General features: G+C 73.3%; 19 protein-coding genes. 13 read left to right on the plus strand and 6 right to left on the minus strand.

Annotation, left to right across the window (positions count from 1 at the left end; all coding sequences use genetic code 11):
* Window positions 1-20: 20 nt before the first annotated feature.
* Window positions 21-473 (minus strand): phospholipase, encoded by a 453-nt coding sequence (locus ACWEPX_RS02800; protein WP_451895357.1) that lies wholly within the window; start codon window positions 471-473, stop codon window positions 21-23.
* A 132-nt stretch (window positions 474-605) separates the two neighbouring features.
* Entirely contained in the window at window positions 606-1,100 is a 495-nt protein-coding gene (locus tag ACWEPX_RS02805; protein WP_451895358.1) for an amino-acid N-acetyltransferase, read from the minus strand.
* Between the two features lie 733 nt (window positions 1,101-1,833).
* On the opposite strand from ACWEPX_RS02805, the gene ACWEPX_RS02810 reads away from it, so the two are divergent.
* From ACWEPX_RS02810 to pspM, 7 genes are all read left to right on the plus strand, one after another.
* Window positions 1,834-3,030 (plus strand): acetyl-CoA C-acetyltransferase, encoded by a 1,197-nt coding sequence (locus ACWEPX_RS02810; RefSeq protein WP_451895359.1) that lies wholly within the window; start codon window positions 1,834-1,836, stop codon window positions 3,028-3,030.
* 60 nt (window positions 3,031-3,090) lie between these two features.
* A complete protein-coding gene (gene rimO / locus ACWEPX_RS02815; protein ID WP_451895360.1) occupies window positions 3,091-4,512 on the plus strand; it encodes a 30S ribosomal protein S12 methylthiotransferase RimO in 1,422 nt (473 codons plus the stop codon).
* Window positions 4,509-5,123, plus strand: coding sequence for a CDP-diacylglycerol--glycerol-3-phosphate 3-phosphatidyltransferase (gene pgsA / locus ACWEPX_RS02820; protein WP_451895361.1), 615 nt, complete (start codon window positions 4,509-4,511; stop codon window positions 5,121-5,123). The genes rimO and pgsA overlap by 4 nt, the downstream gene beginning before the upstream one ends.
* Window positions 5,124-5,131: 8 nt before the next feature.
* Window positions 5,132-5,614: a CinA family protein gene (locus ACWEPX_RS02825; RefSeq protein WP_451895362.1), complete on the plus strand. Its 483-nt coding sequence runs from the start codon at window positions 5,132-5,134 to the stop codon at window positions 5,612-5,614.
* Between the two features lie 148 nt (window positions 5,615-5,762).
* Entirely contained in the window at window positions 5,763-6,200 is a 438-nt protein-coding gene (locus ACWEPX_RS02830) for a helix-turn-helix domain-containing protein (protein ID WP_451895363.1), read from the plus strand.
* Window positions 6,201-6,494: 294 nt separating this feature from the next.
* On the plus strand, window positions 6,495-7,334 hold the full coding sequence (locus ACWEPX_RS02835) for a PspA/IM30 family protein (RefSeq protein ID WP_451895725.1): 840 nt from the start codon (window positions 6,495-6,497) through the stop codon (window positions 7,332-7,334).
* A 563-nt stretch (window positions 7,335-7,897) separates the two neighbouring features.
* Window positions 7,898-8,671, plus strand: coding sequence for a phage shock envelope stress response protein PspM (pspM, locus tag ACWEPX_RS02840; protein WP_451895364.1), 774 nt, complete (start codon window positions 7,898-7,900; stop codon window positions 8,669-8,671).
* Window positions 8,672-8,724: 53 nt separating this feature from the next.
* On the opposite strand, the gene ACWEPX_RS02845 is transcribed toward pspM, so the two are convergent.
* Window positions 8,725-8,847, minus strand: coding sequence for a hypothetical protein (locus ACWEPX_RS02845; RefSeq protein WP_451895365.1), 123 nt, complete (start codon window positions 8,845-8,847; stop codon window positions 8,725-8,727).
* Window positions 8,848-9,818: 971 nt separating this feature from the next.
* Between ACWEPX_RS02845 and ACWEPX_RS02850 the strand changes: the two genes are divergently transcribed.
* The gene (locus ACWEPX_RS02850) at window positions 9,819-10,028 is read left to right on the plus strand and encodes a hypothetical protein (RefSeq protein ID WP_451895366.1); all 210 of its coding nucleotides are present in this window, start codon (window positions 9,819-9,821) and stop codon (window positions 10,026-10,028) included.
* 127 nt (window positions 10,029-10,155) lie between these two features.
* Window positions 10,156-11,415 carry a uracil-xanthine permease family protein gene (locus ACWEPX_RS02855; protein WP_451895367.1) on the plus strand — a complete coding sequence of 420 codons (1,260 nt, stop codon included), beginning with the start codon at window positions 10,156-10,158 and terminating at the stop codon, window positions 11,413-11,415.
* On the opposite strand, the gene ACWEPX_RS02860 is transcribed toward ACWEPX_RS02855, so the two are convergent.
* Window positions 11,390-12,388: a quinone-dependent dihydroorotate dehydrogenase gene (locus tag ACWEPX_RS02860; RefSeq protein WP_451895368.1), complete on the minus strand. Its 999-nt coding sequence runs from the start codon at window positions 12,386-12,388 to the stop codon at window positions 11,390-11,392. The two genes, ACWEPX_RS02855 and ACWEPX_RS02860, sit on opposite strands and share 26 nt — an antisense overlap.
* 36 nt (window positions 12,389-12,424) lie before the next feature.
* Between ACWEPX_RS02860 and ACWEPX_RS02865 the strand changes: the two genes are divergently transcribed.
* Entirely contained in the window at window positions 12,425-13,207 is a 783-nt protein-coding gene (locus ACWEPX_RS02865) for a hypothetical protein (RefSeq protein WP_451895369.1), read from the plus strand.
* A gap of 437 nt (window positions 13,208-13,644) precedes the next feature.
* Window positions 13,645-14,040: a hypothetical protein gene (locus ACWEPX_RS02870; protein ID WP_451895370.1), complete on the plus strand. Its 396-nt coding sequence runs from the start codon at window positions 13,645-13,647 to the stop codon at window positions 14,038-14,040.
* Window positions 14,041-14,149: 109 nt separating this feature from the next.
* Here ACWEPX_RS02870 and ACWEPX_RS02875 read toward each other — a convergent pair whose 3' ends face one another.
* Window positions 14,150-14,932 carry a DNA-formamidopyrimidine glycosylase family protein gene (locus tag ACWEPX_RS02875; protein ID WP_451895726.1) on the minus strand — a complete coding sequence of 261 codons (783 nt, stop codon included), beginning with the start codon at window positions 14,930-14,932 and terminating at the stop codon, window positions 14,150-14,152.
* A gap of 1 nt (window position 14,933) precedes the next feature.
* Window positions 14,934-15,782 carry a ParA family protein gene (locus ACWEPX_RS02880; RefSeq protein ID WP_451895371.1) on the minus strand — a complete coding sequence of 283 codons (849 nt, stop codon included), beginning with the start codon at window positions 15,780-15,782 and terminating at the stop codon, window positions 14,934-14,936.
* A gap of 32 nt (window positions 15,783-15,814) precedes the next feature.
* On the opposite strand from ACWEPX_RS02880, the gene ACWEPX_RS02885 reads away from it, so the two are divergent.
* Entirely contained in the window at window positions 15,815-16,519 is a 705-nt protein-coding gene (locus ACWEPX_RS02885; RefSeq protein ID WP_451895372.1) for a class I SAM-dependent methyltransferase, read from the plus strand.
* Window positions 16,520-16,558: 39 nt separating this feature from the next.
* Window positions 16,559-17,803, plus strand: coding sequence for a DNA polymerase IV (locus ACWEPX_RS02890; protein ID WP_451895373.1), 1,245 nt, complete (start codon window positions 16,559-16,561; stop codon window positions 17,801-17,803).
* Window positions 17,804-17,938 lie beyond the last annotated feature (135 nt).

Genomic DNA, 17,938 nt, shown 5'->3' on the forward strand with positions numbered 1-17,938 from the left:
TGCGGCCCCCGGTGCCCGCGTCAGTTGCCGCCGAACTGGCGGACGGCGGCGTAGTAGACGTCCGCGGTGCGCCTGCAACCCCAGTGCGTGCCGCAGATGGTGTAGAGGTCGCTCTTGAACTTGTTGTCGATCGAGAGCCGGGTGGAGTCGGTGAACCGGCCCTGCTTCTTGTAGTTGCGGTAGCCGAAGTCGTGGCGGTAGCAGGCGCGCACGAAGTTGAAGCCGAAGGGGTTGTCGGGGGAGTTCGAGCAGCCGTCGGAGGACCAGTCGAGCTGGCTGGCGTAGGGCCGGGAGGCCCGGGTTTGCTGGAACTGGCTCAGCGACTGCGAGAACAGGTAGCTGTCGGTGGTCGACCGCAGCTGGGCGGGGCTCAACGCGGCGGACGCGGTGCCCGCGCCCATCACGATCGCGGTGGCGGCGGCGACGGAGGCGACAGCTCCACGGGCGGCACGACGCAGGGTTGACGTGGCCACGACTCCTCCAGGAGTGAGGGGAGCCCGGGATGCGGGGCTCGGTGTGACAATTACGCCCCACCTGCCACGCCGGGAATACCACCGTTCGGGCCAGCGTGTCCGAAATGTCGGTGAACCCCTGTCCACTGGGGACTAGAGTTCGAGCAGCATGCGGGTGTTGCCGAGGGTGTTGGGCTTGACGTAGGGCAGGTCGAGGAACTCCGCCACCCCCTCATCCGCCGACCGCCGCATCTCCTCGTACACCTCCGCCGACACCGGCGTCCCATCGATCTCGACGAACCCGTGCCTGCCGAAGAACGCGGTCTCGAACGTCAGCACGAAGATCCGCGCCAACCCCAACTCCCTGGCGACCTCGATGAGCTTCCCGACCAGCGCGTGCCCCACCCCCGCCCCCACAGCCTCAGGCACGACCGCGATCGTCCGAATCTCCGCGATGTCCTCCCACAGCACATGCAACGCCCCACACCCGAGGACCCGCCCCCCACCCTCCGCAACCCAGAACTCCTGCACGTCCTCGTAGAGCGTCACCAACTCCTTGGCGAGCAGCACCTTGCCAACGTACTGATCCACTATCGCCTTAATAGCCCGAACATCACCCGTCCGAGCCCGCCGCACCACCACATCCACGAATCGCCAATGTAGTCCGCCCCCACCCCCAGGTCACCGCCCCCGCCCCAATCCCACCCCCCACGCCAGCCATCCGTCAGCCCCCACCCACCCCCACCCCTTCCCCCTACGACAAACGGCCTACCGACCACTCACACCCCCCACTCGAACCCCGCCCGCACCCTCCGGCTGCACCTTCCGCCCGCACCCTCCGGCTGCACCTTCGCCCGCGCCTTCCGCCTGCGCCTCCGACCGCACCCTCCGCCGCCCGCCTTCACCACCTCTGCCCTCACCCTCCGCCCCTCACCTGCACCCCGCCCCCACTACCGCCCCACCACAGCTCACCCCTACCCCTCCGCCCCGCCCACGCACCCCCGCCCCGGCTCGGACCACCCCTTCGAACCCGTCCCGGCTCGCCAGCCGAGCGCGCCCTCCGCCGCCGCACCCCACCCCACCCTCCGCACCCCTCTTCCCGCCCCCGCACCAACCCCACCCCACTCTCGCCCCGCCCTGCCCACTCCCGTACAACCCCGGCCAGCCGTCGCCGTCCTGCCCGACCCGCGCCCTCTCGTCCCACCCCGCCTCATCCGCCCCGCCCCGCCCCGCGGCGCCCTCCCGCCCCGGCCTCCCCGCCCGCCAGCCCCGCGCCCCGGCACCCGCGCCACACCCCGCCCACACCCACCACCCCACCCCCCGCGCCTCCTAGGGTGGTCCAGCGCGCCAGGGGTGGTCCTGCGCAGGAGGAGGAGTCGGGATGCGCGAGGCGGTTGTATGCGAGCCAGTCCGGACGGCCGTAGGCCGGTTCGGTGGGGTCTTCACAAACGTCGGCGTAGTCGACCTGGCAGCAGCCGTCATCCGGGCCGTCATCGACCGCACCGGCATCGACGCCAGCCTTATCGAAGACGTGATCTTCGGCCAATGCCACCCCAACGGCGACGCCCCAGCCCTCGGCCGGGTAGCCGCCCTCGACGCAGGCCTCCCCACCGACGTCCCCGGCCTCCAGGTCGACCGCCGCTGCGGCTCCGGCCTGCAAGCCGTCATCGACGCCGCCATGCGCGTCCAGACCGGGGCCAACGACCTCGTGATCGCCGGTGGCGCCGAGAACATGAGCCAGGTCGAGTTCTACTCGACCGCCATGCGCTGGGGCATCAAGGGCCCAGGCGTCGAGCTGCACGACCGCCTCGCCCGCGCCCGCGTCACCGCTGGCGGGGCCAACCACCCCGTCCCCGGCGGCATGGTCGAGACCGCCGAGAACCTCCGCCGCGAGTACCGCATCAGCCGCACCGAGCAGGACGAGCTCGCCCTGCGCTCCCACCAGCGCGCCGTGGCGGCCATCGAGGCGGGCCGCTTCGCCGACGAGATCGTCCCCATCACGCGCCGCGACACCACCGTCGACCGCGACGAGCACCCCCGCCCCGACGCCGACCTCGACGCCCTGGCCGCCCTCCGCCCGATCATGGGCCGCACCGACCCCGACGCCACCGTCACCGCGGGCAACGCCAGCGGGCAGAACGACGGCGCCGCCGCGTGCATCGTCACCACCCCCGAGCGCGCCGCCGACCTCGGCCTGCGCCCCCTCGCCCGCCTCGTCTCCTGGGCCGTCGCAGGCGCGCCCCCCGCGACGATGGGCATCGGCCCCGTCCCCGCCACCGCCCGCGCCCTCGACCGCGCGGGCCTGCGCCTGGCCGACATGGACCTCATCGAGCTGAACGAGGCGTTCGCCGCCCAGGTCCTCGCCGTCGCCCGCGAGTGGGAGCTGACCGAGGCCGACTGGGCGCGGGTGAACGTCAACGGCTCGGGCATCTCCCTCGGCCACCCCCTGGGCGCGACCGGCGGCCGGATCCTGGCGACCATGCTCCGCGAGCTGGACCGCCGCCAGGCCCGCTACGCCCTGGAGACGATGTGCATCGGCGGCGGCCAGGGCTTGGCCGCGGTGTTCGAGCGCACGTAGCCGCGCGATTCGGACCGCCGGATACGCCCCGGGCGGGGTGGCGCGGCTACCCTTTGAGCCGTGTCCACTCCGCCCGCGTCGCGCCGTGTCGCCCTGCTCACCCTCGGTTGTGCTCGAAACGAGGTCGACTCCGAGGAACTGGCGGGCAGGCTCGCCGACGGCGGGTGGGAGCTGACCGACGCCGACGACGGCGCCGAGGTGATCGTCGTCAACACCTGCGGCTTCGTCGAGCAGGCCAAGAAGGACTCCATCGACACCCTGCTCGCCGCCGCCGACACCGGCGCGAAGGTCGTCGCCGTCGGCTGCATGGCCGAGCGCTACGGCGCCCAGCTGGCCGAGAGCCTGCCGGAGGCCAGCGCGGTCCTGGGCTTCGACGCCTACCCCGACCTGGCCGAACGCCTCGGCGAGGTGGTCGCGGGCCACGCCGTGGAGTCCCACACCCCGGTCGACCGCCGCACGCTGCTGCCGATCACCCCCGTCGAGCGCCAGACCAGCGACGTCGCCGTGCCCGGCCACGCCTGGGGCCCGCGCGTGCTGCGCAAGCGCCTCGACGACGCCCCCGTCGCCTCCCTCAAGATCGCCTCCGGCTGCGACCGCCGCTGCTCCTTCTGCGCCATCCCCAGCTTCCGCGGCTCCTTCGTCTCCCGCAGGCCCGAGGAGATCGTCGCCGAGGCCCGCTGGCTGGCCGAGCAGGGCGTGCGCGAGCTGGTCCTGGTCAGCGAGAACTCCACCTCCTACGGCAAGGACCTCGGCCCGTCCGGGGCGCTGGAGCCGCTGCTGGCCAGCCTCGGCGCGATCCCGGGCATCGACCGCGTCCGGCTGAGCTACCTCCAGCCCGCCGAGACCAAGCCGTCGCTGGTCGCCGCCATCGCCACCACCCCGGGCGTCGCGGCCTACTACGACATGTCCTTCCAGCACGCCAGCGAGCGCGTGCTGCGCCGCATGCGCCGCTTCGGCGGCACCGAGCCCTTCCTCGACCTCATCGAGCGCATCCGCCAGCACGCCCCGGACGCGGGCATCCGCAGCAACGTCATCGTCGGCTTCCCCGGCGAGACCGAGGAGGACGTCGACGAGCTGGCCCGCTTCCTGACCGCGGCCCGCCTCGACGCGGTGGGCGTGTTCGGCTACTCCGACGAGGACAGCACCGAGGCCGAGGGCCTGCCCGGCAAGCTGCCCGCCGACGTCATCGCCGCGCGCGTGGCCCGCATCAGCGAGCTGGCCGAGGAGCTGACCGCCCAGCGCGCCGAGGACCGCATCGGCGACGAGGTGGTCGTGCTGGTCGAGCGGGTCGACTCCGACATGGACGACTGCGGGGGCCGCGCCGCCCACCAGGCCCCCGAGGTCGACGGCGAGTGCGTGCTGGTCGACGGCGACCTCGCCGCGGCCGAGCTGGCCGTGGGCGACCTGGTGGTCGGCACGGTCGTCGACAGCGTGGGCGTCGACCTGGTCGTGCGCCCGCGCGCGCTGGTGCCGAGGGCATGAGCGCCGTGCCCACCGAGGGCGAGGACAGCGCCACCGCCCGGCCAGTCCCGACCCCGGTGCCGACGCACGTCCCGGTGCTCAACATCGCCAACCTGCTCACCATGAGCAGGCTCGCGCTCGTCCCGGTGTTCCTGGTCGCGCTGTTCGCCGACTGGCGCTGGACCAGCGCGCTGATCTTCGCCGTCGCCTCGATCACCGACCACGTCGACGGCAGGCTGGCCCGCCGCCACGGCCTGATCACCGACTTCGGCAAGATCGCCGACCCGATCGCCGACAAGGCCCTCACCGGGGCCGCGCTGGTCGGGCTCAGCCTGCTCGGCGAGCTGCCGTGGTGGGTGACCGCGGTCATCGCCGTGCGCGAGGTGGGCGTGACTCTGCTGCGGTTCTGGGTGATCCGGCACGGGGTGATCCCGGCCAGCCGCGGCGGCAAGCTCAAGACGCTGCTCCAGGTCGTGGCCATCGGGCTGTTCCTGCTGCCGCTGCCGGGCCTGCTGCACGTCGTCGCGTGGGTGGTGATGGGCGCGGCGATCGCGCTCACCGTCGTCACCGGCGTCGACTACGCCGTGCGGGCCTTCCGGCTGCGGGCCCGGGGCAAGCGCGCGGTCCCGTGATCGCCGGCGTGCCGCCCGAGCAGGTCGCCGGGCTGATCCGCAGGCTGGCCGCGCGCGGGGAGACGATCGCGGCGGCCGAGTCGCTGACCGCCGGGCTGCTCACCGCGGCCCTGACCGGCGTGCCCGGGTCGAGCGCGGTCGTGCGCGGCGGTCTCGTGGTGTACGCCACCGACCTCAAGGCGTCGCTGGCGGGGGTGGACCCGCGGCTGCTGGCCGAGCGCGGCCCGGTCGACTCCGAGGTGGCCGCCGCGCTGGCCGCGGGGGCGCGGGCGCGCTGCGGGGCGACGATCGGGCTGGGCCTGACCGGGGTCGCCGGGCCGGGGCCGCAGGACGGCGTGCCAGCCGGGACGGTGTACGTGGCGCTGGAGTCCCCGCGCGGCGGCTTGATCTCGCTGCTGCGGGCGGGCGGCGGGCGCGAGGAGGTCAGGGCGGCGGCCGTGCGGGCGGCCCTGGGCCTGGTGGCGGACGACCTGGATGCGATCATCGAGTGAGTTTGGTGTCACGCTTGGTGCTCGCCCGACCGGGAACAGGCAGGTCGCCGCGGGTGTTCGCTCTTGGCGTACGCGGTGGGAAGGCAGTGCGTCATGTCAGTGCCTCTGGGTAACGTGATGAGTAACCGTCGGAGGAAGGAGGTGTGCGATGACCGTGCTGCTGCGCGAGGCCATCGGTGACCGGCTGCGCCACACCCGGACCAACCAGCGCCGCACCCTGCGGGAGGTGTCCCGATCGGCGCGGGTCAGCCTCGGTTACCTCTCCGAGGTCGAACGGGGCCGCAAGGAGGCGTCCAGCGAGCTGCTCGCCGCCATCTGCGACGCGCTCGACCTGCCGTTGGCCGAGTTGATGTCCCACGTCGCCTCCGACATCTCCGCGCTCACCTCGGTCGAGCACGGCGTTCCGGAGCAGGTCCCGGCCGAGGCCAGGGCCGCGGCCGAGCACGGCGAGACCGGGACGCGGGCCGCGGTCGACGCTGGCAGGCTGGTGCCCGCCGTCGTCGGCGACAGCTTGGCGGACCTGCGGTTGCAGCCGCTGCACTCGCTCGACTCCCTGGGCGGCGCCCGGGCGTTCGCGGCCGCCTGAGCCGTTCTCCCAGCGTGCGCACTTCGCGTCCGCCGGACCGCTGCCGGTCCGGCGGACGCGGCGCGTTCGGCCCCGTTCTCGGTTACGCTGGGTGAGGGGTCAGGGATGACCCGGACCCCGGTCCCGGTGACCCCCGGAGATGATCCCGGAAATTGTCCGGGTCCGGTGGAACGCCCCGCGACCACCTGACACGATGGAACCCAACCAGGTGCCGGGACGTTGCCGTTTCATCGGAAAGGTCAGGCGGCGACTTGTCCGAGTGAACCGACAGTCGTGAGAAGGCAGGCGGAGGAGATGGCCAACCCGTTCGTGAAGTTCTGGAAGTACCTGATGGCCTCGTTCTCGTCGAAGATCGACGAGCACGCGGACCCCAAGGTGCAGATCCAGCAGGCCATCGAGGACGCGCAGCGCCAGCACCAAGCGCTCTCGCAGCAGGCCGCCGCCGTCATCGGCAACCAGCGCCAGCTGGAGATGAAGCTCAACCGCCAGCTCGGCGAGGTGGAGAAGCTCCAGGCCTCGGCCCGCCAGGCCCTCGTGCTGGCCGACGAGGCCCGCGCCAAGGGCGACGAGGCCAAGGCCACCCAGTTCGAGACGGCGGCGCAGTCCTTCGCTACCCAGCTGGTCACCGCCGAGCAGGGCATCGAGGACCTCAAGACCCTGCACGACCAGGCCCTCCAGGCCGCGGCGCAGGCCAAGCAGGCCGTCGAGCGCAACGCGATGGTCCTGCAGAACAAGCTCGCCGAGCGCACCAAGCTGCTCAGCCAGCTGGAGCAGGCCAAGATGCAGGAGCAGGTCTCCCGCTCGCTGAACCAGATGAGCGAGCTGGCCGCCCCGGGCAACACCCCCTCGCTGGAGGAGGTCCGGGAGAAGATCGAGCGCCGCTACGCCACCGCCCTCGGCTCGGCCGAGCTGGCCCAGAACTCGGTGCAGGGCCGCATGATGGAGGTCCAGGCCAGCACCACCGAAATGGCAGGCCGCTCCCGCCTGGACCAGATCCGCGCCTCCATGTCCGGCGGCCAAACCCCCCAGGTCACCAGCGGCCAGGCCGCCCAGGCCACGCCCAGCAACATCGAGGCCGAAATCGCCCAGCGCGTCGCCCAGGAGCGCCAGGCCAACCCCCAGTCCAACAACTAGCCACCAGGAGGGGATCGGCAATGCGCACCCCAGTCCGCGTCGCCGATCCCACCCCAGCCCGCTCCGAGCAGCCGAGCCGCCCCAGCCTTGGCGACCCGCCGATTGCGCGAGGAAGCGCGGCGGGAGGCGCATTGGTCGACCTTCGGCGTTCTCGCTGGGCCGTGCGGGGGAGTGCGGCGGAAAGTGTGCTGGTCGGCGTTCGGCGTTCTCGCTGGCTCGTGTGGGGAAGCGCGGCGGAAAGCGCGCTGGTCGGGGTTCGGCGTTCTCGCTGGCTCGTGTGGGGGAGTGCGGCGGGAGGCGTGCTGGTCGGGGATCGGCGTTCTCGCCAGCCCGTGCGGGGAAGAGCGGCGGATAGCGCGCTGGTCGGGGTTCGGCGTTCTCGCTGGCTCGTGTGGGGGAGTGCGGCGGAAGGCGTGCTGGTCGGCGTTCGGCGTTCTCGCTGGTCTGTGCGGCGGAGAGCGCGCTGGTCGGTGGTCGGCGGTCTCACCCGCCCGCGCCTGGGCGGGTCGGCAGCGTTGGTGGGTGCCGGTTGAGCGGGATTGGCTGGTCGGGAAGGGGTCGGCGTGGGTTATCGGCGTGATCTGGTTCGCATCGTCGACATGGCCAACCGGCATGTGGATGCCGTCGCCAAGATGCAGGCGCGGTTCGCGCAGTGGCGGGACCCGCGCGCCAGGGCTCTGCGCAAGCGTCGGCGGGCCGTCCGGTCGACCACGGCGTGGACCGGCACCGGGGTCGTCACCGGCACCGGGGCGGTCGTGGTCGAGGCCGCCGTCGCCGCCCCCGGCGCGTCCGTGCCCGTGCTGATCGGAACGGCCGTGGTGTCCGGCGTAGCCGCGATCGCCTCCGGAGTCCGCACGTGGCGTCTGCACCGCCAACCGCTCCCAGAGCCCGCCCGCGCCCCCGTCGCCCTACCCCCGCACGACTCCCAAGCCCGCGAACCCATGCGCGCCCTGGCCGACGCCGAGGACACCCTCCGCGAACTCCTCACCCAACTCAGCCGAGGCGCCCTGATCCCCCAGGACTCGGTAGACCACTCCCGCCGAACCGGCGCCGAAGCCGCCGAAGCCCTCCGCGCGGTCTCCGCCCAACTCCAAGCCGTCGAACGCGCCCGAGACCACGCCCCCGCCGCCGACCGAGCCGCCCTAACCGCAGGAATCCACGCCCTCCGCACTCAACTGGAGGAAGGCGTAGAGGGCTACTGCGCCCTGGTAGCCGCCGCAGGCCGCGCCCTAGCAGCCTCCACAGGCCCCACCCCCCGCCACGACCTGACCAACGCCACCGACCACCTAGCCGCCCTAGCCCTAGCCCTCCGCGAACTATCCCCCCACTCCCACTAACCCCACCCCACCGAACCCACTCCCACCCCACCCCGCTCGACCCCACGCGCTGCTCAGCCCGCGCCCTCCAGCCCGCGCGCCTCCCGGCCCACGCGCCCCCCGGCCTGCGCGCCCTCCAGCCCGCGCACTCCCCGGCCCACGCGCCCCCCGGCCTGCGCGCCCTCCAGCCCGCGCACTCCCCGGCCTGCGCGCCCTCCAGCCCGCGTGCTCCCCGGCCCGCGTGCCTCCCGGCCTGCCGTGCTCCCGGCCCGCGCGCTCCCCGGCCCGCGTGCCTCCCGGCCTGCCGTGCTCCCGGCCCGCGTGCTCCCTGGCCTGCGTGCCCTCCAGCCTTCGCGCCCTCGGCCCTCGTGCTCCCCGGGCTGCCGCCGAGGCCGCGCGAGCGGGCCCCTCGGCCGCGGCGTTCCGGCCCGCGCCACTCCCAGCCTCGCGCGACCCCGAGCCGCAGCCTGGTCCGCGCCCCGCCTTCCGCCCCGCGCCGCTCCCCGCCCCCGCTCAATCCCAGACCGGCCGGTCCAGCGCGACCCCCGGCCTGCGCGACCCCCGGCCTGCGCGTCCCCGGCCCGCACCGCCCCTCGGTCCCGTCACCACCCGCCATCCCTCCGCCCCGTCCCGCGCCTCCACAACCTCGCCATGGCTCCCGGCCCCGTCCACCACCCGATCCACGCGCTCCCCGGTCCCGCCGCCACCCCCCACCCCGCCGCCCCTTCGGCGGCTTCGTCCGGTCCCGGCACTGTTCACCTGTCGGTCCGCGAGGCCCCGCAACCTGCCCTACCCCGCCGCCCCGCCCGTTTCCGCGGCTTCGTCGCGTTCCCCGGCGCCGTTCACCTGCCGGTCCGCGAGGCTCCGCAATCTGCCCCGCCTCGCCGTGCTGTCCCGCGCCTCGCCGTGGCTCCCGGCGCCCGTTCGCCCCGCCCGGTCCGCATGGCCCCCGCCTGCCACCACCCCATCCAGCATCCAGCCGTGCCGGTCACAGCACCCGCGGCCCCGCCCCCTGCGCCCACCCCGGGCCCCACCCCACACCCCGGCAGCGCCCCCTCCACACCCCACCCAGCTCCCCCGAACAGCGGCGTGGTTCACACCCAGCCCGCCATCATGGCCGCCCAGCTGAGACGTCCCCTCTCCAGACCCCATCGAGAGGACTCGTCCCATGAACGAAGCCGACATCGGGCCGATGGTGCGCAGCAGGGTCGCCCAGATGCCTGCCCATGAGCAGCGCTTCTGGACCGCGGTCGCCGCGGGCGGGGTGGATCGGCGGTGGGCCGCGCGGCTCCTCGACGTCGCCACCGAGTGGATTGCCGCGGGGCGTTCCGCCACGTTCGACCCCTATTCGCTGGCGCTGTCTTGGGCCGTCAGGTAGCACCTCGTAGCCGCAATGGCGGGACTCACTAGGGCATTCAGGTAAACATCACGGTGTCGTATCGACTCGGCGACTACGTGCTGTGGCACCATGCTCCGAACCAACCGCGGCGGGTGGAGGGTGGGCGTTGACTTTGTGGTCCGTGCACGGAGACGGTCGGCGTGTGCGGGACGGCGAGGTCGTCGCGCCGGGGGAGCGGCTGAGCTGGCCGCTGACCATCGGCCTCGGCTTGCAGCACGTGGCCGCCATGTTCAGCGCGACCGTGCTCGTCCCCGCGCTCACCGGCTTCCCGGTGACCACCACCCTGCTGTTCTCCGGGGTGGGCACACTGCTCTTCCTCGTCATCACCCGCAATCGCGTGCCCAGCTACCTCGGCTCGTCGTTCGCCTTCATCGCTCCGCTGCTCGCGGCCAAGGAGAACGGCCTGGCCGTGCAGCTGGGGATAGTCCTGACCGCGGGCCTGCTGCTCATGGGCGTCGGCGTGGCGGTGAAGGCCCTCGGCGTGCGGCTGCTGGATTCGGTCATGCCGCCGGTGGTCACCGGCGCGGTCGTGCTCCTCATCGGCCTCAACCTCGCCCCGGTGGCGACCGGCTCGTTCGCCAAGCAGCCGCTGATCGCCGTGCTGACGCTGGCCGTCGTGATGGGCTGCGCCGTGCTGGCCCGCGGCATGCTCTCGCGCATGTCGATCCTCATCGGCGTGCTCGTCGGCTGGGTGGCCGCGGCGCTGACCGGTGGCCTGGACGACGCCCGGGTCGCCGCGCTGGGCGCCGCGCCGTGGTTCGGCCTGCCGGAGTTCGCCGCGCCCATGCTGCGCCCGTCGGAGATCCTGCTGGTCATCCCGGTGGTGATCGTGCTCGTCGCCGAGAACGTCGGGCACGTCAAGGCCGTCGGCGCGGTGACCGGCCGCAACCTCGACGGCAGCGTGGGCGACGCGCTGATCGCCGACGGCCTGGCGACCTCCCTGGCGGGCGCGGGCGGCGGCTCGGGCACGACCACCTACGCCGAGAACATCGGCGTCATGGCCGCGACCCGCGTGTACTCGACCGCCGCCTACGCCGTCGCCGCGGTCGTGGCGCTGGTGCTGTCCCTGGTGCCCAAGTTCGGCGCGCTGATCAACACCGTGCCCGACGGCGTGCTCGGCGGCGCGACGATCCTGCTCTACGGCATGATCGGCCTGCTCGGCGTGCGGATCTGGCAGGCCAACCGGGTCGACTTCACCGACCCGGTGACGCTCATGGTCGTCGCCGCCGCGGTGGTCGCCGGCGTGGGCAACCTGACGCTGAGCGTGGGCGGCATGCGCCTGGAGGGCATCGCCTGGGGCTCGCTGATGGTCGTCGTGCTCTACCCGGTGCTGCGCAAGCTCAGCGCGCTGCGGTCGCGCGGTTGATCGCCCGGACCAGCCCCGGCCCGGAGTAGATGAAGCCGGTGTAGAGCTGCACCAGGCGCGCGCCCGCGTCGAGCATGCGCAGGGCGTCGTCGGCGGCCATGATCCCGCCGACGCCGATCACCGGCAGGTCGCTCTCCTTGGCGACGAACGACACGACCTCCAGCGCCCGCGCGGTGAGCGGGCGTCCGCTGAGCCCGCCCGCCTGCGCCGCGTCCGGCCCGCTCACGCCGTCGCGGGAGAGCGTGGTGTTGGTGGCGATCAGGCCGTCGATGTCGTGGTCGGCGCACACCTGGAGAACTTCGCCGATCGCTTCGTCGGTGAGGTCCGGGGCGATCTTGACCAGGATCGGGGTGCCGTCGGCCTCGGCGGCCAGGGCCCCGACGAGTTCGTCGAGCGCGGCGCGGTCCTGCAGGCCGCGCAGGCCGGGGGTGTTGGGGGAGCTGACGTTGACGGCGAAGTAGTCGGCGTGCGGCTTGAGCACGCGCAGGGAGTGCAGGTAGTCCTCCACGGCGTCCTCGACCGGCGTGGTCTTGGACTTGCCGATGCTGACGCCGATGGGCACGCCGATCGGGCCGGTGGCGGCCAGCCGGGCGGCCAGCGCGTCGGCGCCCGCGTTGTTGAAGCCCATCCGGTTGATGATCGCCTGGCTCTCGGGCAGCCGGTAGATGCGGGGCTTGGGGTTGCCGGGCTGGGCGTGCCGGGTGACCGTGCCCACCTCGATGAAGCCGAAGCCCAGGCCGGGCCAGGCGCGCAGGGCGCGGCCGTCCTTGTCCATGCCCGCGGCCAGCCCGACGACGCCGGGGAAGCGCAGGCCGAACGCGGTGGTCTCGGTGTGCGGGCCGAGCAGTCGGCGCAGCGGGCCCAGCGCCGGGCCGAGCCTGCCCAGGGCCTTGATGGTGCGCTCGTGGGCGACCTCGGGATCGCCCTTGCCGAGGGAGAACAGGACACGCCGGACCATCCGCTGGTACACCACGGCGCCATCGTGTCATCCGGACGCGATGATGGTCGCGTGACCCGCGACGCCGACGAGCTGTACGCCCTGCCCCGCGACGAGTTCACCGCCGCCCGCAAGGCGCTGGCCAAACGGCTGCGCGACGACGGCGATCCCCAGGCCGCGGCCCAGATCGACAAGCTGGCCAAGCCCACGACGGCGGCCTGGCTGGTCAACCAGCTCGTCCGCTCCGACCCCGACGCCGTGTCCGAGCTCACCGACCTCGGCCACGCCCTGCGCGAGGCCCACCAGTCCGCCGACGGCGCCGCCCTGCGCGACCTGACCCGCAAGCGAACCGAAGTGCTGCGCGATCTCGTCTCCCGCGCGGGCGACGACCTGAGCGAACCGATCACCCGCGAGCTGGAGGAGATGTTCACCACCGCCCTGCTCGACGAATCCGCCGCCGACCGCCTGCGCACCGGCCGCATCGCCTCCGTCCGCGACCTCTCCGGCGCGCCCGCGTGGCCGGGCCTGGAGGTGACCCCGCAGCCCAAGCCGGAGAAGAAGACCCCGAAGAAGAAGGAACCCGCCCCCGACCGCAAGGCCCTGATCGCCGAGGCGAAAGCCGAGGTCAAGGCCGCGGAGGCCGAGCGGGCGAAGGCGGAGAAGGCGGTGGCGGCCGCCGAGAAGGCCGTCACCAAGGCCGAGGAGCGCGTGCGCGAGCTCAACGCCCAACTGGACGCCGCCGAAGCCGCCGAACTAGACGCCCGCCGCGACCTCCAACTAGCCCGCCGCGCCGCCAAGGAAGCCGAACGCGCCACAACGGCTGCCTGGCGACGTCGGCAGCAGTTGGAGGACTAGACGCAGTGCCCGACCGGCGGGCGTGGAACCGCCCGGGGCGGGACCGGGGTGCACTCGACGCGGGCTACCTCAGGCCCGCCGGTGGGTGGTGCTGTTCCGGCTGCGGCCGAGCGTCAGCCGCTGGGCATAGGACAGCCCCCGGGCTGCTTCCCCGCGCGAGGCGCAGGGCTCGGGGTGGACTCCGCCCCGAGAGCCCGGGGGCCGGGTGACTGCCTGGTATTCGCTGCGGTGGTCCTTAGCGGACAGCCACCTCACGAGTCCGAAGGGAAATCACTTCTGGACCACCTCCTTTCTTGTGTACGCACAACCTAGGTCGCGCCCCCGCCGCGGATCAACGGATTTAGCTCATCCCTCATTCGGGTGATGCTAGGGTCATTACCCGGATACGCAGAGTGTGTGAAACCTGTTCACAGAGATCATCTGGGGAAGGAGCGCCGGTGGCCGCTGCGGGACGGGTAGCCATCGGTGCGCTGGTGGGCGCGGCGACGGCGGCGCTGCTCTTCGAGGGCATCGAGTCGGGCACGCAGCTGCAAGCCGCCCCCGAGGTGCTCGACCACCCCATGGACCCCGACAGCACCCACCCGCCCGCCATCCCGGTCACCCTGATCTCGGCCACCTCCGCCACCCCGCCCCCCATCAGCACCACCACGACCAGCACAAGCACCTCAACGACCACCACGACAACCACAACCACCACATCGATCACCACCACCACGACCACCCAAGCCCCACCCCCCACGACCACCACCACAACCGCCGAACCCCCACCGCCGCCACCCCCCACCACGACCACCACAACCCGCCGCCCCTGCGGCATCCTCTGGTGCCCCTGACTCAGCTCGGCCGCGGCCCCACCTGGCACACCGGGCAGTAGTACGTGGGCCGGTTGTCCTGGTCCGCCCGGCGGGAGCCGCCCCTGCGGCATCCTCTGGTGCCCCTGACTCAGTCCGGCCGCGGCCCCGCCTGGCACACCGGGCAGTAGTACGTGGGCCGGTTGTCCTGGTCCGCCCGGCGGATGCGCCCCCCGCACCGCGGGCACGGGTACCGCGTCCGGTCATAGGCCCACGTCGGATTCCGCGGATCCCCAGTGGTGTTGCGAGTCACCCGCAAACGATTGCGGTACAGCAGATCCCGGCTCACCGCCACCACCCGATCCGCGTCCACATCGGACACCGGCGTCCACGGCGTCACCCGCAGCACCGCGCACACCTCCGACTTGTAGACGTTCCCCAGCCCCGCCATCACCCGCTGGTCCAGCAGCGCCACCCCCAGCTCCCGCTCCGGCTCCGCCCGCAGCCGCGCGGCCGCCCGGGCGGCCAGCTCCGGCCCCCAGTCCGGGTCGAGCAGGTCGGGACCGAGGTGGGCCACCAGCCTGCCCTCGTCCGCCGTCGCCACCAGCGCCATCTCGTGCAGCGCGTACCCCACCGCCTGCCGGTCCGACCCCACCAGCAGTGCCCGCACCTGGTGCGCAGGCCGCCGCCACCGCGCCCCCGCCGCGCCGACGTGCCACGCCCCGTCCATCCCCAGATGCGACCGCAGGCTCACCGAGCTGTCGAACCGGATGAACAGGTGCTTGCCCACCGGATGGACCCCGACCACCGCGCGCCCCGCCAGGTCGACCGTCGACAAGCGGGGATGCCGCAGCTCACCCCGCACGAGCCGTTGGCCGGTCATCGCCTCGGCCAGGACCGCGGCGGTGCGGAAGACGGTGTCGCCCTCGGGCACGTCAGACCTCGGCGGCCTCGGCGTCGTCGTCATCGGGCCAGTCGATGGCCTGGTGGCGACCGCGGCGGCCGCTGCGCAGCACGCGCGCCAGCAGCAGGTTGAACGCCAGCGACACCTCGCGCGCCCCGGGCGTGTGCCACTGGTGGATGGGCATGCACGCCCCCTGCGCCTGCTGCACGGCCAGCCGGTCCGGCAGCGCGACGGGCATCACCAGCGAGCCGAAGCTCTCCCGCAGCTCGGCGATGCGGAACTGGTGCTCGTAGGAGTGCGAGCGCACCTTGTTGACCACGACGCCGATCGCCGAGAGCGCCGGGTTGTGCTGGTCGCGGGTGTCGGCGACGGCCTCGAAGGCGCGTTGGGCCCCGGCGACGGCGTAGAGGGTGGGCTCGGTGACCAGCAGCGCGCCCTGCGCGGCGACCAGCGCCGAGCGGGTCAGCCTGCCCAGCGACGGCGGGCAGTCGAGCAGGACGAGCTGGTAGGGCAGCTCGTCCTCGGTGAGCATCGTCTTCAGCTCCGCCAGCGCCCGGCCTAACTTCTCCAGCCTGCGCGCCCCCGGGTCGGGGTCGTTGAGCGTCTCGACCTCTTCGGAGCCGACCAGCACGTCGACCTCCTCACCCCACGCGCTGGGCGCGATCGCCTCCCGGATGACGCTCGGACGGGGGGTTTCCAGCACGTCGGCCAGCGTGGCCTCGGTCTCGGCGGGGTCGAGGGTGGCGGTGGCGTTGCACTGCGGGTCCAGGTCGACCACCAGCGTGCGGGCCCCGCGGCGCAGGGCGGCCGAGGCCAGCCCGAGGACCACCGTGGTCTTCCCCACGCCACCCTTGAGGCTCAGCACCGCCACCGTCTGCACAACGTCACTTTAGGGTCTCTACGCTTCGCGTTATGCGCCCCGATCCTGTTCGCCGCGTGCTGGACGCCGAGCTGACCGCCGCCCGGGACCGCCGGGGCGGGCAGCCGCCCCGCCTCCTCGACGTCGGTGGCGGCAGCGGCGTCCTCGCCGTCCCGCTGGCCGCGGCGGGCGCGGAGGTCACCGTGGTCGACCCGAGCCCGAACGCCCTGGCCACCCTGCACCGGCGGGCCTCCGACGCGGGTGTGGGGCGCCTCATCACCGCCGTCCAGGGCGACAGCGACGCCTTGGACCAGCTGGTCACCCCGGGCTTCGACCTGGTCATCGCGCACGGGGTGCTGGAGGTCGTGGACGACCCCAAGCTCACGGTGTCGGCCCTGGCCGCCGCGGTGGCGCCCGGGGGAGCGGTGTCGGTCGTCGTCGCCAACCGCTTCGCCGCGGTCATCCAGCGCGCGATCACCGGCAAGCTCACCGACGCCCGCAGCCTCCTCGACGGCCCCACCGTCCCCGGCGAACCCCGCCGCTTCGACACCGTCGGCCTGCGCGCCCTCCTCGACGACGCGGGCCTGACCGTCCACCTCGTCCAGGGCCTCGGCGTCCTGACCGACCTCGTCCCCGGCGCGGTCCTCGAATCCAGCCAGCAAGCCGCCGACACCCTCGCCGAACTGGAGTCCACGGCGTCGACGATGGCCCCCCTGCGCGACATCGCCACCCGCCTGCACGCCCTGGCCCGCCGCTGACCCCACCCGCTGTCGGTGGGGTGTGCTTTCCTGTGCCGCATGGGGCGGAGCGGGGATCTGCCGCGCGGGCTGGTGGAGCGGTACCGGGCGGGGGACGGCGGGTGGCCGGACGATGCGGGCTGCCCGATCCTGCACGTCGACATGGACGCCTTCTACGCATCGGTGGAGATCCGGGAGCGGCCGGAGCTGGCCGGGCGGCCGGTGGTCGTGGGCGGCGTGGGGCCGCGCGGGGTGGTGTCGTCGGCGAACTACCTGGCGCGGGAGTTCGGCGTGCGCTCCGCCATGCCGACAGCGCACGCCCGGCGCCTGTGCCCGCACGCGGTCTTCCTGCCGCCGACGTTCGAGCTCTACCGCGCGGTGTCGGCCGGGGTGCTGGCGATCTTCCGCGACATCACGCCCCTGGTCGAGCCGCTGAGCCTGGACGAGGCGTTCCTCGACGTCGGGGGAGCGCTGCGGCGGTTGCGGTCGACGCCTGCGGGCATCGGGGCCGAGATCCGGCGGAAGGTGCTGGCCGAGCACGGGATCAGCTGCTCGGTCGGGGTGGGGCCGACGAAGTTCGTGGCGAAGCTGGCCTCGGGCCTGGCCAAGCCGGACGGCATGCTGGTCGTACCGAAGGACGAGATCGAGGCGTTCCTGCACCCGCTGCCGGTCTCCGCCCTGTGGGGCGTCGGCAAGGCCACCGCCCAGCGCCTTGCGTCGATCGGCTTGGAGCGGGTGGCCGACGTGGCGGAGACCCCGCTGCCCCGCCTGCGCCGCGCGGTCGGCGCCGCGACGGCGGAACACCTGCACGCCCTGGCCAGGGGCTTGGACTCCCGCCCGGTGGTCCCCGAATCCCCCGAGAAGTCCATCGGCGCCGAGGCGACCTTCGACGTCGACCACCACGACCGCATCCTCCTGGCCCGCGAACTCCTCCGCCTGAGCGAGAAGACGGCCGCCACCCTGCGCTCCCGCGGCCTCAGCGGCCGCACGGTCTCGATCAAGGTCCGCTACGCCGACTTCACCACCATCACCCGCTCCCGCACCCTCCCCACCCCCACCGACATAACCCAGGAGATCTACCGAACCGCCGTCCGCCTCCTAACCACCCACGCCCCACCCGGCCCCATCCGCCTCATCGGCGTCCGCATGGAACAACTAGCCCCCGCCGACCAAGGCCAACTAACCCTCGACACCCCCGAAAACGGCTGGCGAGAAGCCGACCAAGCCGCCGACCAGGCCCGCTCCAAATACGGCCACACCGCCATCCGCCCCGCATCCCTGCTGGGCGGCGAGGGGGAGAGGTAACACCCCGCCACAAACCACGCACCCCATCGCCTGTGAACCGCACACGTCTGTCGCCGAACTCACGCGGCCCACCGCTGCACGCGGCGCCCGCCGCCGAACCGCAGGAATCCCACTGTCGCTGCACTCGCGGCCTGC

The organism is Actinokineospora sp. NPDC004072 (genome assembly GCF_053604195.1).